The following is a 16,537-nucleotide window of genomic DNA, read 5'->3' on the forward strand; positions in this document are numbered from 1 at the left end:
GCATTATACGCATGCCTCCGCTTTTCCCTCCTGCTTTTTTTTCACTATATGATCAATGATTTTATCGGCATGCTCGCGGGAGTTTTCAATAAACCATTTACTGGTCTGCATACCTCCGCAAATTACCCCGGCCAAATACATATTTTCCAAGTTGGTTTCCATGGTTTCCTCATTGTGTACCGGAACTTTTCCTCCTTCATAGTCAAGTTCGATTCCTATTTTTTCCAGGAAACGAAAATCCGGTTGATACCCCGTCATAGCCAATACAAAATCGTTTTTCACGGTCACAATTCCTTCCGGTGTCAGAATATCGACTTCGCTTTCGCGGATTTCTTGCACGGAGGCGTTAAAATATGCTTGGATAGAACCTTCTTTGATCCGATTTTCGATATCCGGCCTTACCCAGTATTTCACCCTTTCACTCACCTCATTTTCCCTCACCACCATAATCACTTCCGCTCCCCTCCGGTACGTTTGCAGGGCCGCATCCACGGCAGAGTTGGCAGCACCAACCACCAACACCTTTTGCTCCACATACAGATAAGGATCATCGTAATAGTGCTTTACTTTGGGCAACTCCTCCCCTTTTACCCCCATCAAATTGGGTTTATCAAAAAAGCCGGTCGCAATAATGATGGTAGCCGCCTGATAGGTAGCTTTTTCCGTTCGGATGGTATACACAGTTCCGGACTTTTCCACTTCTATCACTTTTTCAAACAATTTGATCGGCAATTGCCAGGAGCTTTGCACCCTACGGTAGTACTCCAAAGCTTCGGTACGGTTGGGTTTGTCGCCATGAGAGATAAACGGCACCCCTCCTATTTCCAAGCGTTCGGAAGTAGAGAAAAAGGTCATGTTCACCGGGTAATTGTACAGAGAATTTACCAAGCAGCCTTTTTCTACAATTAAAAAATCCAGGTTTTTCTTTTTTGCGGCAATCCCACAAGCCAAACCAATGGGACCTCCGCCAATGATCAAGACATCTAATACTTTTTCGGACATAGCAAATTTAGTTTTCATTGAGCTGGAAGTAAGACAGGCTAACAAAAGGCACTCATAAATAGCACTATTTTTTCATAGCCGGCCTTACTCGTATTTGTCACTAGTGTTCTCTTTACTCACTGCAAATTTCGTAAATAAAAAAGGAGCGGCAAAAACTTACTTTGCCGCTCCTTCCGTATCGGTAAATAATATATTTTACGCCACTTCGCTTTCTATAGCTTCCTTGGCTAACTCTTCTGCGGATTTCACATCTTCGGCACCATGGGTCATTGCTTTGAGTTTTTTCAAGCGTGCCAACAATACGATTCCAAAAAATACCGTAATTCCGAAAATACTCAAGAAGGTGATCAACTCCCTATCGTTTTGAATTTCATCAATCACAATTTGCCCCTCGTATTTACCTTTCTTTTTCTCGATGGCCAATTTTGCATGGTATTTATTGGACTCCGTTACTTCTTCATCGGCAAGTTCTTCCTGCAAATGTTCCGTATTTTCTTTGTCCATGGTAATCCGGGCATTCAAGGGTTCGTTTCCACTCAAGGTATGAATCACAAATTTCCCCTGTGCATCGTTGTACACATTCACCCGTACCTCAAAGTTTGTTCGCTCTGAAGGGCCTTCCTTAGGGACCAAATCCCCTAACAAATCGATAATCACTTCAGAAAACACATCTTTCTGCACCACTTCTTTTTCGGAAATACTTTCCAAGAAGGCTTGGTCAGCAAGTATTTCCATTTTGATGGGTTTACTTTGAGAGGCCTCCCCAATCAAACCGGCCACTTTGTTACCCAACCCCGTAGCAGCAAAGTACAAGCCCATCATCAAGGAAGCGTATTTTACCGGTGCTAACTTAGTAATAAAGGACAAAGAAACCGGAGAGGTACACAACTCCCCAATGGTATGTAACAGGTAAGCCAGAATCAACCAATACATCGCCGCGTCTCCAAAAGGTTCGGCACCGGCTTCTACTGATGCAGCTCCCATCATCAAAAAACCGGTCCCCATGATAATCGTACCGATGGCCATTTTGAAAATTGCAGACTCTTCTTTTCCTTTCACTCTTCTTCTCACCCAAAAAGCTGCCACTGTCGTTCCGAACACCATAATAAAGAAGGCATTGACCGACTGGAAGACCGAAGCCGGAATTTCCACACCCATAAAAACCCGGTTGATCTTTTCTTTGGCATAAATGTTCATCAAACCACCCGCTTGCTCAAAAGCTCCCCAGAAAACAATAATGATCAAGAAAGACAACAACAGGACTACTACCCGGTCTTTTTCGATTTTGGTCAACCCTTTCTTTTCGTCTACCATTCTTTTGGCCGTATCGACTCTCTCCTTCACGACCTCTCCTACACCTTTCAAGTATTTTTGCCCGTAAACAAACACCAACTGCCCTAACAGCATACCGATACCGGCCAAACCGAAACCATAGTGCCAACCCACTTTTTCGCCAATCGCTCCTACGATAATCGAAGAAAGAAATGCGCCTACGTTAATGCCTATATAGAAGATGGTAAATCCTTTGTCTCTGCGGATATCTCCTTGTTTATAAAGCCCTCCAACCATTGTAGAAATATTCGGTTTCAAGCAACCTACCCCAAATACAATCAGGACCAAACCCGTATAAAATGCCCACAAGGCCTCTATTGCCAAAATACCATGACCTACACACAAGAGCAAACCGCCTAACATTACTGCTTTCTTCTGTCCGAGGTACCGGTCTGCCAATAACCCACCGGGGATTGACATCAGATACACCATCATGGTGTACCACCCGTAGAGTGCCAAAGCATCTTCATTGCTCCAGCCAAGTCCTCCCGTTGGCCCGTCTTTTGCCTCTGCAATAATGTATAGCACTAATATCGCCCTCATCCCGTAGTAGCTGAAGCGCTCCCACATCTCTGTAAAAAACAGGATGTACAAGCCTACCGGATGCCCGAATAGTTCTTTAGTATTTGTTTGCGTCTTTGCGTTCATATGTGTATTGTTTTTTGACTAAAAGTTTGAGCTGATAATTAAATTTCAGTTAATAAATTTAAATCCAGCGTTAAAAATAATTCAAAAACTTTTGGATCAAAATCTTTTTACTCAATTTCCTGGGTTTCCCGGAGCCAACCCCACCACAGATAAGGCTTGAAAAAAGCGCAATATAACACCAACACAAGGCCCCAACCCGCTTGTTAAAAGTAATTAAGATTTTCTCCGGAGGATTTGTTGTCCTATTGTTAAAAATTCAGTAACTTTTACTTAACTTTCTAACCCAACCCATCGGATATTGAAATTTCACTACACCATAGTATGCTCTCATATTCAACATCCCATTAAGAATCACCTTTCTTACCACTTATACAAGCATCTCAATCAATTGACTTTCCTGATTTTTCACTCAAATATTATTCAAACATGGAAAAAGTGCTTTCAGAAAACAGCCTTGAGCTAGCCAAAGAGCTACTCAGCGTAGCCCCTGATTTCACCCGTTTGTATTTCGAAAACGATTACGTTAAAGTTGTCAAAGTCTCTCTTCCTCCCGGTTCCGAACTTCCCTTCCACACTACATTTGACCGAGCAATCTATTCCCTTTCCGACTATTCGATCAAATGGATGGCTAAAAACGAACGAAGATTTGAAAACTGGAAAAAAGGAGATGCTCATTGGCATTATAAGTCTCATCACGATATTATCAACATTGGGGACAGCCTTGCGGAGTACCTGATCATTTTACGCAAACCCCTTGCATTACCTTCCTTCAACCCCTTTGACATAGAGTATGACGAATGCATTGACAGCCTGCCTTATGTCACTGTAAAATTCGAAAACGACCATTTAAAAATTACGGAAATCACCTTGGCCCCGGGGCAAGAAACCAAAATGCACAACGGCATCAACCGCCTGGTCTATTCGCTTAACAATTATAAAATTTTGTATATCCAGGAAGACGGCTCGGAGATGATGGAAGACATGCAAGAGGGAAATATACTCTGGCATGACCCGGATATGCATGCATTCCGAAATATAGGCGTTTCCGAAGCGAAATTTACCATGTTCTCATTTAAAGAATAAACCCTCCGGATACGGTAAAGAACAGAAGAAACCCCACTGAGAGACATATACTCCCAATGGGGTTTTCTTGAAAAAAGTAATGTATTACTTTACGATAAAAGAGGTTTTCCCAATCATGACCCCTTCCGAATACAGCTCTACCTGATACGGTCCTTTTTTAAATTCACTGCCTTTCTCATACATAAAATTCACCGGCTGTTTGGAATTGTCAAAGAGAATATCTTTAGAAGCCGTATAGAAAATATCACTGCCTTCGTAAGAAAAACTTCCCGAGCCTGCAGCTACATTGTACAAGGCAGAACCTTCGGGATCAGTGATTCGCAACATGATGGTTTTCGTTCCTAGCTCGGCCAAATGGTTCTCATCCAGATGAAAAGCAACTTTCAACTGATCTATATGGCGTTGTTTGAATTCCGAATCGACTTTTTCTTTGCCCCGTTTGTTCACGGCTGCCACTTGGATATTCATGGCCTTCAAAGTAGCCGCAGCACTGACCTTCTCTTGTAGTTTTCCTTTTTCTTGTTGGAGAGAAGAAATTTGGTCGTTTAAGGTATTCTTCTCTTCTTTTAAATTGATGTTTTCATCCAGCAACTCTTGATTTACTTCTTTAAGATGGGCTATTTCCTGGTCTTTCTTTTTCAACAAGACTTCATAACCTTCCAATTTTCCTTTAATCCGGTTATATCGTGCTTGCGCCAAATTGCGGGAGCGCTTCAACTCGTTTTTTTCGTTTTCCAGTTCTTCTTTAATCAAAAGCAATGAATCCACATTTCCCCCCAACTCTTGAAGTTGTTCAATCTTTAACTCCAGTTGCGTAGAGATCGAATCCAGCTTTGCATAAGTTGATACCAACTCCATATTTTTACTATCCAACAAATCCCGGTTTTTCTGCTCATTGCTCCGGTTCAGGTACCATTGTACACCATTAATAATTACCAACAGGACAATCACTACAATAATTAAGATTTTCCGGTTGTCCATTGAAGTTTTTTGTTCACTCATTGCTTATTTCAATTTTTTTTCTTATCTAAAATAAATCTGCCTGATTGAGCGTAGGCCAATTCCAAAACCTTGAAACGCTACATGCCGGCAGCCATTTAGTCATCTGTTGATATTTACAAAAAATGCCGCTGTAAGTTAATGAATACTGTAGATATTCATAGCATTTGTAAACAATACAGGCAGGTGCAAAATTATATGAAGAAGTAATCTTTACAAGATTAGAACTTTTTAAACTGTAAATATTCCAAAACAATATTATTATGAACACGCTGGACGCAAAATATTGGGACAAACGCTATCAGGCCCAAGATACGGGTTGGGACACCCAACAAATCTCACCTCCCCTGAAATGTTATTTTGACCAGCTGGCCAATAAAAACCTCTCCATCCTTATTCCCGGTGCGGGCAATAGTTATGAGGCGGAATACCTGTATCAAAACGGCTTTAAAAATACGTACGTCTTGGATTTTGCCCAAACGCCATTGAATAATTTTCAGCAACGCTGCCCCGACTTCCCTAAAGAAAATCTGATTCAAGAGGACTTCTTCTCTTTCACTGGCAGGCACTTTGACTTGATTGTCGAGCAAACTTTTTTTTGTGCTATCAACCCTGAGCTTCGGAGCACTTACGCCCACAAAGTCGCAGAATTATTAAAACCACAAGGGAAATTAGTAGGTTTATTGTTTAACGATCCCTTGTTTGTAGAGGGGCCTCCTTTCGGAGGTAAGAGAGAAGAATATTTAGAACATTTTAAAAAACAATATGAAATTGTTTACTTTGACCTCTGTTTCAATAGCCTTCCTCCGAGGGCGGGGAGGGAATTATTTATCTTACTGAAAAAAAGACCTGTATGGAACTTTCTAAAGTCTATTTGATCGTCTTTCTCATTGCTGCCAGCACCATCTTTCCCATGATTGGTTTTTTTATGGATTGGAAACACCGTAAGAAAAAAGTAGGCAAAAAATAATAAAAGGCGACCTTCGAATTTCTTTTTGAGAAGAAAGATGAAGGTCGCCTAACTATTTTGTATCGGGAATCTGTTTATTTCAGCTTGGCGATGATGGTTTTTCCACCTTTGGTTTTTTCATTCAAATTTACCGTTACCTCTGCATCCAAAGGCAACAACACATCCACCCGGGAACCAAACTTGATAAAGCCAAACTCCCCGCCTTGTAATACTTGTTGGCCTTCCTGGATGTACCAACGAATCCGTTTGGCCAAGGCTCCGGCAATTTGACGCATCAATACCTCTACCCCTTGCTCATTTTTGACGACAATCGTGGTCCTTTCGTTTTCCGTACTGGACTTAGGATGCCAGGCTACCAGGTATTTACCGGCATGGTACTTTACATACTTTACAATACCTGACATCGGATTGCGATTGACATGCACATTGATCGGGGACATAAAGATGGAAATCTGCTTTCGCGGACCATCAAAGTACTCCGTTTCATGGACTTCTTCAATCACCACCACTTTGCCGTCAGCGGGGGCAATGATGTGATTAGGGTTGATCTCTGTTTTCACTTTTGGCAAACGGAAAAACTGGAGAAGCAACAAAAAGAATACGGCACTAATGCCTAGCACCACTTGAGGTACCCATGCTGTGTCTTGAAAAAAATAACGCGCCCCTGCATTCAAGGCGAATAAAATGGCCCCAGAAACTAATAACAATCTGTGCCCTTCTCTGTGTATGGTCATGGTTCAAGAAAAGTTATTTAGCAAAAGTATATAAAAAAAATCAAGATAGATGAATAGATCACCTACCTTGATTTTTTTTAAGCGATTATTGTGAGCATTTTGCTCAAAACCAGCAAATAACAAGTATAAAAAAAACACTTGTGGGGAAAGACAATTAAAACCCGCCCCGGTATTTGTAGGTTTCCGCTACTTTTGAAATCGCTACCATATACGAAGCGATCCGCATTGATACTCCATACTCTTGCGCTGTATGGTATACCCGCTCAAACGCTTCTTTCATAATCCGGTCACTTCTGCGATTCACTCTTTCACGGGTCCACTTATATCCCAAGCGGTTTTGCACCCACTCAAAGTAAGACACCGTTACCCCTCCGGCATTTGCCAAAATGTCCGGCACAACCCAAACCCCTTTTTCGTGGATGATGTTGTCAGCCCGGAAAGAAGTAGGTCCGTTAGCCCCTTCTACAATCAGCTTGGCTTGTATTTTATCGGCATTTTGAATGGTAATCACATCTTCTTTGGCCGCGGGCACCAATACGTCCACCCCTGCAATCAACAACTCCTCATTGGTCACCATCTCTCCGCCTTTAAAGCCTTCCAGGTTATTGCCATTTTGAGCGCGATACGCAATCGCTTCCTGAATATCGATTCCCTGGTCGTTCCAGTATGCACCCGTATGATCACTGATCCCTAGTATTTTCAGGCCTCTTTCTTCCAATAAAAGAGCCGCATTACTTCCTACGTTACCGAAGCCTTGGATAGCACAGGTGGCGTGAGCCGGGTTAATGCGCAGTTTTTCCAGTGCTACCAGGGTAGACACCATTACACCACGTCCGGTAGCTTCCACTCTCCCCAAAGATCCTCCCAATACCAGAGGTTTACCGGTTACTACGGCATTTACCGTACGGCCATGCGCTTTGGAGTATTCGTCCATCATCCATGCCATTTCTCTTGGTCCGGTCCCCATATCAGGCGCAGGAATGTCGCGATCAGGCCCAAAAATCTCGTACATAGATTGTGTGTAGGCGCGGGTTAACCGCTCTAATTCCCCTACGGACATTTCCCAAGGAGAGCACTTAATTCCTCCCTTACCACCACCATAGGGAATATCTACCACGGCACATTTCCAGGTCATCCAAGCGGCCAGCGCTTTTACCTCATCCAAATTCACATCCGGATCAAACCGGACCCCCCCTTTGGAAGGACCTAAAATGTCAGAGTGAATTACCCGGTAGCCTTCAAACACCTTTTTGGTGCCATCGTCCATCGTAATGGGCAGGTTTACAATTACCTGTTTGGTAGGGCTTTTTAATACTTCATAGGTTTCATCGTCCAATCCCAGCTTTTGTGCTGCAGTGTGAAACCTCGACATCATTGACTCGAAAGGATTCTCTTTATCCTTGATCGGAGCTGGTTCCAGATATGCCATAGTGTTTAGATTAAGTAGCTAAGGTAATACCTTAGATTTGCTTTATAAGATAGATTTATTGGTTAATTTTTCACTTTCAAACTTCTTTCTCAGGAAATCAAAAAACGCCTCTTCCTTGAGAAACATTTATCCAAGAACAAAATAAGCCGTAATAGGAAGTGTAATTTACTCCTATTTTCCGGCCTGAATTTTCTTTTGTTCTCTGATGGGTACAAATTTATAATTTAATTCAGCGAAAAAACCAGCAATTCCCCGAAGAAATTTATTCGGAGACCACTTTGGGGTTGTAACTTAATTTGGAAATGTAAAACACTTCCCGGGATTTATCCTTTATCACGGTGTTTTTAACCTCTTGAATACCCACGGTAAGATAGTGGTTCTCAAACCATTTGAACACCCCACCAAACTCCCAATATTCACTTTCCTCCTCCTCTATGATCGTAGGTAAGGTGTGCACTGAGTCGGCATAGATACTTCCGGAAGTGACAGTATAAGCCAGGACCGTTTCCTGAGGCTGGATAAACACCACTGAATCATCTCGAGAGTATACTTGCAAACTTTCCAAGGGAAGTTCGAATTCCGTATCTTCCTGGAATTTATAACTGTTGTCCCACAACAAACGCCCTTCTTTATCAAACCCGCAAGCGATGCCATGTACATACTCGAACTTATCAGGCCGGTTTTTTCCGGGCGAAAGATCCATTTCCGCCAAACGGGTAGGCATATACTCTCCATAATAATTATCATAAGAAGAATACGAGGGGCGGTGTAGATAATACATGGGATCGAGCATACTGCGATAGTAGCGGTTGAGGGAATAAGATTGCATGGGAGAATGGGAATCACGTACCCCTTCGTAAGACTCAGCTAATAGAATGATCCGGTCTTCGGTTTCCTGTAATTCGTGAACAAACAAATCACTGCTAAGTTTATATATTTTGTCCTTCGCTCTTCTTTTAGCGATTTTGCGTTCAATCTTTTCTCTCTGATTCGGTTTCAAATATTTAAAATAATTGGACAAATACCCAAAATCATAATACCGGATGCGCTCTTTTTCCTCGCTCAACTGTTGGGATTTCAGCACGTATATTCCTTGTGCTTTGTCGTCATTTCGCAAAGAATAGGTTCCGAAAATCAGCAACTCTTCGGCTGACTTGGTGAAGGGGCGGTAGGTCAGCAAATTGACTTTGCGATCGATCAAATAGGGAGAATTGCCAAGTGACTTGCCCTCCAGGTCATAGCGATTGATAAACAAGGTTTTGCGCCCGGGTATCAACGAACCTTTGAGTAGAACCGTTACCAACCCTTTCGCTTTGTCAACATTCATTTCTTCCAAATCGGCATCCAACTGGTGGATAGAAGGAAACACCTGAAGGTGTTGTTTACGATGATTGTATGACAAAACACCGGGATGCCCTTTGACCACTCCTCCAAAATAAAACACTCCATTGGCCACCTCAAAGTGCGTGATATCAAAGTGCCTTAAATTTTGATAGGTAATGATCGATAGTAAACCCGTCCTTAAGTCCACAGTTAAGATTTCATAGTCAAATTCTTTTTCAGAGGTCAAAATGTACACGATTTCATCTTCCAGACTATAAGCCACCAATTGCGTGGTACTTTTTGTAGGGTGTACTTTTTCCCAAACCTTCTCCAAGTTGGCATTCAAGAAGGTAAATTGCAGCTCGCGGTTGCCACCTTTTAAAGCCTTTTTACTTTTCAACAAACATAAAACACCATGTTCTTCCGCCGGAATTACTTTGTAATCTTCACCTAATTTCTCATCAATTTCAAACTCAAAGCGCTTCCGGTCTATTGGCTGGCTGTATACTAGGGAAGTTGTCCAGAATAAAAGGATGATGATTGCTATTTTGTTCATAAGTCAGAATGCATTTATGAGTTAATGATCTTTGGTCATGAGATATAGAATGCGGGCCGGGGCGAACAGCCAAGCGTGTTTTTTCGATGGATATGGCCCTTCAAACCCTCGCTCTTTTGATAAATTTAAAGAAAATGTGTTATAAAGAATAATATTGCTGAAATTTGTATTTTCCCAAATGAAGATTTGGTGGACTTGGGCAGAGGTAAAAGTTCAAGGTGCAGTTTTGAAGGTTGCCACTCTATAGAATTAACACATGAAAAACAAAAAAAAGCTCATACTACTCCGCAACTTATTGTTCGGTATATTGGCTTTATTACTGGCATTTATTTGTCTGGACATGGCTTTTCCCTTTCCTGTCCGCTTATCCTATTCCCAAGTGATCACTTCCCGCAAAGGTGAAATCTTACAGGCCTTTCTCAACCGGGGTGACAAGTGGCGGATGAAAGTCACCTTGGAGGAAGTAAGCCCGGAACTGGTAGAAGCCTTTCTCAAAAAAGAGGATAAGTACTTTTATTACCACTTAGGAATTAATCCGGTGGCCGTATCCCGGGCTTTTGCCAACAATTTATTAAAAGGGAAAACTACTTCGGGAGCTTCCACCATCACCATGCAAGTGACCCGTTTGTTGGAACCCAAATCCAGGACATATGCCAACAAATTATGGGAAATGTTCAGATCCTTTCAACTGGAATGGCATTATTCCAAAGATGAAATTTTTGAAATGTACCTCAACCTGGTACCTTACGGGGGAAATATTGAAGGGGTCAAAGCTGCCTCTCTCTTGTACTTTGGCACTACTCCCGACAAGCTCAGTATGGCCCAGGTCATGACCTTAGCCATTATCCCGAACCGCCCAACCACCTTAGCCTTAGGGAAAAACAACTCTTTGATCGAAAAAGAGCGCAATCAATGGCTAAAACGCTTTCAACAGGCCGGTTTTTTTGCCGATACCGATTACGAAAGTGCCCGGGCCGAACCCTTGGATGCCTACCGTAGGCCGGCTCCCAAAATCATCCCGCATTTGGCTTCCCGGCTTCATCGAAAATACCCTTTACAACCCAACCTTGCCACCACGATCAATTCGGAAATGCAACAAAAGGTAGCGCAGATTGTTAAGAACTACTCCCGTAGTGTCAGGCGGTTTGACATTCATAATGCAGCCGTCATGGTAATTGACAATGCCAACAGAGAGGTATTAGCCTATGTGGGTTCTCCGGACTTTTATGACAACCAACATGCCGGACAAGTAGACGGGATACAAGCCGTACGTTCTCCGGGTAGCACGCTCAAACCCCTGTTGTATGCCACCGGATTTGACATGGGCTTATTCACGCCCAAACTAACCATCAACGATGTCCCGATTGACTATGACGGCTACAGTCCGGAAAATTTCGATAAAAAATTCCATGGAAAAATCAGTGTGGAAACCGCCTTGGCCAAATCACTTAATGTACCGGCCGTAAAAGCACTTAAACAAATAGATGTGCCTGTGTTTATCCAGAAATTGATAGAAAGTGGCTTTGCACAAATTGAAAAAGACAAATACAAACTGGGATATTCCGTGGCTTTGGGAGGGTGTGGAGTCACCTTAGAAGAGCTCAGTACTTTGTATTGTGCATTCAGCAATGAAGGTGCTTATGCCCCGGTACGTTACCTTCAAAACGAAAGAGACTCCGTGTCACAACGTCAGGTGTTGTCTCCTGCCGCAACCTATATGACCACAGAAATCCTCACTCAATTAGAGCGACCGGATTTGCCTAACAATTATCAAAGTAGTAGTAATGTGCCCAAAGTAGCCTGGAAAACCGGCACATCCTATGGCCGGAGAGACGCCTGGAGTATCGGGTATAATAAAGACTTTACCATTGGCATTTGGGTTGGCAATTTCAGCGGTAATGGGGTCAGAGAGCTTACCGGTTCCCAAATAGCCACCCCCTTGTTATTTAAGCTTTTTCATACGATCGATTACAATAGTAAAAAGGAATGGTTCGGCATGCCGGAAGATATGCAATTCCGCCTGGTTTGCAGTGAAAGCGGGCGCATACCCGACCACAGTTGTAAACACCAAATCACGGATTATTTTATCCCTCTGATTTCCCACAACCAACAATGTACGCATCAGAAGTTGTATTTCACCCAACCGGATGGGAATTACACCTATTGTAACCAATGTTTACCCCCGGCAGGATATACGAAAAAACTCTATCCTAACTATCCTCCGGAACTTATTGCCTACTTTGAAACGGAAAAGATACCTTATGCCAAGGTGCCTCCTCACAACCCTTCATGCAAACGGATATTCCCCAATAAACCTCCGGCAATCGTTTCGCCGGTGGAGGGACGCGAGTACATTTTGCCTGAAAAAGACACACAATTAATGCTTAAATGCAACGCTTCGGGGGATGTGGCTTATGTATATTGGTATATCAACAATCAATTTTACAAAAAATCCGCAGCTACGGAAAAGGTCTTTTTCACTCCTCCCAAAGGCAAGGTTAAAATATCGTGCAGTGATGATAAAGGGAGAAACAGTGATATTGTAGTTCAAGTGATTTAGCGTATGTTAAAATTCTTTTTGAGGATGAAAATTTTCAGCCCAAAAGGTGAAATTTAAACATACTCTTAATTAGAAGATACTTTTCGGGCATAAAAAAACGATCAGCCACCTGAATGATGGCTGACCGTTCCATTTTTCACATCTCTCAATCTTTCAATTCATACCACTCAATATCCTTGAGACGAGCCCTGCGCCCTGTCATTTTGGGAGCATAATGTTTGGCCAGGTAGTCTAGAATCAATTCTTCATTCGGACCTAAGTCCCATAAATTTTGACTTTCTTGCATCCACCGGATCATCTCTTTCCAACCATCGCGGGATGCGCGATTTTGCGTCACCAAGTTGGCCGAATGGCAGGCAATACAGTTCGCCCTGACCATCTGAAAACCGGTATCAATAACCAAACCCGTAGCCGAGTCAATGTCAAAAACCTCTTCTTTCACTACTTCAGTTTCCACAGGTTTTTCTTCGGCTTGTTCATCTTTCCGGCTTGTGTCATCCGTACAGGCATACCAACCTAAGGCCAACACCAGAAAGAAAAAAAGTTGCTTTATTTTTAAATATTTATGCATTCTGAATTCGGAAAGTTATGTATGAACGATTGAAAAAACCATTGCCCTAATTTATAAACCGAACAAATCAATTCGGTAAAAGAGGGGGGCATTAGGCCAATACTTTTACCGCTATCCGGTGGCAGGCATTGTTCAAATAGCCTTTGGGGTTCCAACCCGGTACCACCATTGGTTGAGCTTTGCCTTCGCTATCGGTGGCTTTTGCCCAAACTTCATAATAACCTTCTTCTGGGAATTCTACTTCGGCCTTCCAATGTTGCCAAGCCAGGCGGTTTTTCGGTTGTGCTAATTCACAAACCTGCCAAGTCGCACCAAAATCAATGGATACCTCCATTTTGTTTACGTTCAAATCCCCGGCCCAGGCATGCCCCCTCACCTCCATTGTTCGTTTTTGCTTCAGTACGGCTCCGCTTTTCGGATAAGTAATCAGCGACTTCACCGGCATGGACTCAATTATCTTCATGTCTTCCTCTTTCACTACGGTTCCCGGTTCTACAGGGATGCGAGGCACCCGGTAGGAGTCCCCGCCCATTTTCGGGCCATCATGTACTTTATCTCTCACTACGATTTTGTCCAACCATTTTCCGGAGGTAGAGGCCGGCCAACCGCCAAATACCAGGCGCAAGGGGTACCCGTGAAGTACGGGAAGGTCTTGCCCGTTAATTGCCCAAGCGATCAATGACTCTTCCTCCAAGGCTTTTTGGATAGGTACCCCCCGGCTGATCACCGTCTTTTTGCTGTCACCACTCAAATGTACATCCTTGCCATAGTACCCGATGTATACCGCATTACTTTTGATTCCTACATACTCCAATACATCTTTCAAACGTACACCTGTCCACTCAGGGCTACCCACGGCTCCGGTAGACCATTGGTTTCCTTTAGCAGGAGGGTTCATCTCACTCCGTCCGTTTCCTCCGCATTCAATGGTCAGTTGGTAAGTATAGTGTTTAAACTTTGTTTTCAGATCTTTGAGAGAAAGCGTAACTTCTTTTTCTACCGATTCCCCTGCTATGGTTAAGGTCCAGTTTTCCTCGTCTATTTTTGAAGGGGGGTGCCCATTGTTCCGGACAAATAACAAATCGGCCGGAGTAACTTTATCATCCAATAAGTGAGGAGGCGTTTCCATATTCCATGGCCGGTCGTTCAATATCACCAGTTCAGGATGTTTGCCTTCCGGCACTTTGCCCGCAAAATTCCCCAAAGCCAAAGGCTCTGTGCCTTTGGGAAGTTTGTTCGCAAACACTACATTCAAACCCATCAGCGTTCCCGCTCCACTAAGCGCAGTGGCAGCTAAAAATTTTCTCCGGTTAAAACCCTTGTTTTCAGAATTTTCTTTTTTCATTTTCTCTAAAAAACTAATTTTTTATTTTACACTTTTAGCACTAGAAGATAGCATAGTATCTCCCCTTTTTGACAGCGAAGTATTCAGATTGGTTTTGAGAAAAAATAGACAATCACTGCCTTTCATGGGCAGCGGTTTGTTTTTGAGTGAAGGGCGTTAATTAGTAGCAAGCAGATCATACCACTTTGCTAACAAGGTATTCATTGACTCTACAAATAAATTGCCCCAACAGCGAAACTCCAAATTTATGGTAGGCTTGTAAATAGGATTTTATAAACTCTTCCTTTCTTCAAAGGTTGTTGTAACTCCAAAGGATACATCAGGGCGGTTCTTTTCTATGCTTTTCATCTTAATACCCTTCCGGCCATTCCTCCGGAGGCATAGCGGGAACCGAACAAGTAACCGGCTGACACTTTAAAGGAAAAGGTACGCTCTTTGTAATTGGGCAGAACTGCCGGATCGATAATGTTACGCAAGCCGGCATTGAGCCGGACATCCACCAAAAAACTTCCCGTCTGGGTAGGAATTAATGTTCCGAGGCCAAAATTGATGAAGTAATTTACAGGTTTGTACTGTTTTTTCAAGTTCATTTTCTGCCGGGACTTTGCCGTTAGCACTAACTCTGTAGCGCCTATTAAATGCGCATAAGATCCTCCTGTAAGCATGTACCATTTCGGGCTGAATTGCCATTTCAACAAAAGCGGCAACTCGATATAATGTAACTGTTTGGTATATACCTCATAGTCGCTGTTGCCCTGAATACCATACGGACGATATGCTCTTCCTCCTTGGTTAGAATAAGCGATCTCAGGCTGTAAACTGAATTTCTTATTGAGGTAATAACTTACAAAAACCCCTCCGGCAAAGCCTCCTTTGATTTTATAACTACCCAAGCCTCCTTCTCCCAAGCTTTCTAATTGGGCCATATTAACCCCCAGCCGAAAACCCATTGCTACTTTTTGTCCTTGTCCATAACCGGGCAAACCTACCCAACATAAAAGTATACACAGCAATACAATCTTCCTCATAGGCTTATCATTCAAATCAGGTAAACAGGCAAGAAATAGTTAATTGCAAGATCAATCGTATATAGCCCGATTAACTTATTCAAATTAACCTTTATTCGCCTAAATTCCAAGGCGAATCTTTCTTGAAAAACTTATCTATTCGAAGAAGAGGCAGGTGATTTTTTTAATCATACAAAAACCCTTCAAGCGTACAGCTACGCCAGAAGGGTGAGTCATTTTTGAGTTTATAAAATCTTTTTGCTACTCGCCGGTAGCTGCTTAGTTTTTACCACGACCTTTTTTCCTTCCCCGGTTTCCTTTACCTTGTTCTTTTTGTAACTTTACGTACTGCCCATACTGCTCTTCTGTCATGATAGCTTTAAACTCCTCTCTCTTTTGCTTTCGTAACGCTTTCATTTCGGCACGCATGGCTTCCCTATCCTCTTGATTACTTTGTCGCTTTTCCTGCATCAGTTTTGCATAACGCAAGTTGATTTCTTGTATCTTCGATTTTTGATCTTCGCTGAATGAAGTGATTTGACTAAAAAGATGTTCGCTCTGCCGTTTGGCTCTCGCTTCCGGACCGGGATTTCCCTTTCTTCCCTGAGCAAAGCTCAGCTGCATCACCATCATGGAAAATAATAGGATTCCGACTACTCTAAGTAAATTTTTCATACTGATATTCTTTTATTGATTACAGAGCGAAAATAAAGGCGGAACACATCCGGCAAAAAAATATTCAACCTATAGCATTTTTCTTTCAGCAAACCGCCTGTTTTTTTCAATTAAGCATCCGGACTGTTTACCAAAAGCAGAGAGATGCTTCTCTTCTCAAGGCTACAGATTTTATTAAATTTTCAACCCAAATAAAACCCTAAAAATCAATAATTTATACCAATTTGCAAAGTTTTTTTTATTTTCATAAAACTTTTTCTGCCTCACTTGCATCTTATAGCCAAACTTAATACCCGTATGTAG

General features: G+C 42.5%; 13 protein-coding genes. 3 read left to right on the forward strand and 10 right to left on the reverse strand.

Features of this window, described 5'->3' with window-relative positions; genetic code table 11:
• Positions 1–3 precede the first annotated feature (3 nt).
• On the reverse strand, positions 4–1,020 hold the full coding sequence (locus AAG747_RS19920) for a YpdA family putative bacillithiol disulfide reductase (RefSeq protein ID WP_346822978.1): 1,017 nt from the start codon (positions 1,018–1,020) through the stop codon (positions 4–6).
• A gap of 177 nt (positions 1,021–1,197) precedes the next feature.
• Positions 1,198–2,982 (reverse strand): peptide MFS transporter, encoded by a 1,785-nt coding sequence (locus AAG747_RS19925; protein WP_346822979.1) that lies wholly within the window; start codon positions 2,980–2,982, stop codon positions 1,198–1,200.
• Between the two features lie 426 nt (positions 2,983–3,408).
• On the opposite strand from AAG747_RS19925, the gene AAG747_RS19930 reads away from it, so the two are divergent.
• On the forward strand, positions 3,409–4,065 hold the full coding sequence (locus tag AAG747_RS19930; protein ID WP_346822980.1) for a cupin domain-containing protein: 657 nt from the start codon (positions 3,409–3,411) through the stop codon (positions 4,063–4,065).
• A gap of 84 nt (positions 4,066–4,149) precedes the next feature.
• On the opposite strand, the gene AAG747_RS19935 is transcribed toward AAG747_RS19930, so the two are convergent.
• Positions 4,150–5,067 (reverse strand): chromosome segregation protein SMC, encoded by a 918-nt coding sequence (locus AAG747_RS19935; protein ID WP_346822981.1) that lies wholly within the window; start codon positions 5,065–5,067, stop codon positions 4,150–4,152.
• A 260-nt stretch (positions 5,068–5,327) separates the two neighbouring features.
• Between AAG747_RS19935 and AAG747_RS19940 the strand changes: the two genes are divergently transcribed.
• Complete coding sequence (locus tag AAG747_RS19940; protein WP_346822982.1) at positions 5,328–5,942, forward strand: methyltransferase domain-containing protein; 615 nt, start codon at positions 5,328–5,330, stop codon at positions 5,940–5,942.
• 166 nt (positions 5,943–6,108) lie between these two features.
• On the opposite strand, the gene AAG747_RS19945 is transcribed toward AAG747_RS19940, so the two are convergent.
• From AAG747_RS19945 to AAG747_RS19955, 3 genes are all read right to left on the reverse strand, one after another.
• Positions 6,109–6,768, reverse strand: a complete 660-nt coding sequence (locus tag AAG747_RS19945; protein ID WP_346822983.1) for a phosphatidylserine decarboxylase family protein — start codon at positions 6,766–6,768, stop codon at positions 6,109–6,111.
• Positions 6,769–6,922: 154 nt separating this feature from the next.
• Positions 6,923–8,197 (reverse strand): Glu/Leu/Phe/Val family dehydrogenase, encoded by a 1,275-nt coding sequence (locus AAG747_RS19950; protein ID WP_346822984.1) that lies wholly within the window; start codon positions 8,195–8,197, stop codon positions 6,923–6,925.
• Between the two features lie 262 nt (positions 8,198–8,459).
• On the reverse strand, positions 8,460–10,076 hold the full coding sequence (locus tag AAG747_RS19955) for a hypothetical protein (protein ID WP_346822985.1): 1,617 nt from the start codon (positions 10,074–10,076) through the stop codon (positions 8,460–8,462).
• A 256-nt stretch (positions 10,077–10,332) separates the two neighbouring features.
• On the opposite strand from AAG747_RS19955, the gene pbpC reads away from it, so the two are divergent.
• Positions 10,333–12,636 (forward strand): penicillin-binding protein 1C, encoded by a 2,304-nt coding sequence (gene pbpC, locus AAG747_RS19960; RefSeq protein ID WP_346822986.1) that lies wholly within the window; start codon positions 10,333–10,335, stop codon positions 12,634–12,636.
• A gap of 145 nt (positions 12,637–12,781) precedes the next feature.
• On the opposite strand, the gene AAG747_RS19965 is transcribed toward pbpC, so the two are convergent.
• The 4 genes from AAG747_RS19965 to AAG747_RS19980 form a co-directional block, all read right to left on the reverse strand.
• On the reverse strand, positions 12,782–13,207 hold the full coding sequence (locus AAG747_RS19965; protein ID WP_346822987.1) for a hypothetical protein: 426 nt from the start codon (positions 13,205–13,207) through the stop codon (positions 12,782–12,784).
• Positions 13,208–13,298: 91 nt separating this feature from the next.
• Positions 13,299–14,552 (reverse strand): sulfite oxidase, encoded by a 1,254-nt coding sequence (locus tag AAG747_RS19970; RefSeq protein ID WP_346822988.1) that lies wholly within the window; start codon positions 14,550–14,552, stop codon positions 13,299–13,301.
• A gap of 344 nt (positions 14,553–14,896) precedes the next feature.
• On the reverse strand, positions 14,897–15,580 hold the full coding sequence (locus tag AAG747_RS19975; protein ID WP_346822989.1) for a porin family protein: 684 nt from the start codon (positions 15,578–15,580) through the stop codon (positions 14,897–14,899).
• A 258-nt stretch (positions 15,581–15,838) separates the two neighbouring features.
• The gene (locus AAG747_RS19980) at positions 15,839–16,234 is read right to left on the reverse strand and encodes a DUF4890 domain-containing protein (RefSeq protein ID WP_346822990.1); all 396 of its coding nucleotides are present in this window, start codon (positions 16,232–16,234) and stop codon (positions 15,839–15,841) included.
• Positions 16,235–16,537: the final 303 nt, after the last annotated feature.

The sequence above is a fragment of the Rapidithrix thailandica genome (genome assembly GCF_039710355.1).
In the GTDB taxonomy this organism is placed as follows: domain Bacteria; phylum Bacteroidota; class Bacteroidia; order Cytophagales; family Flammeovirgaceae; genus Rapidithrix; species Rapidithrix thailandica.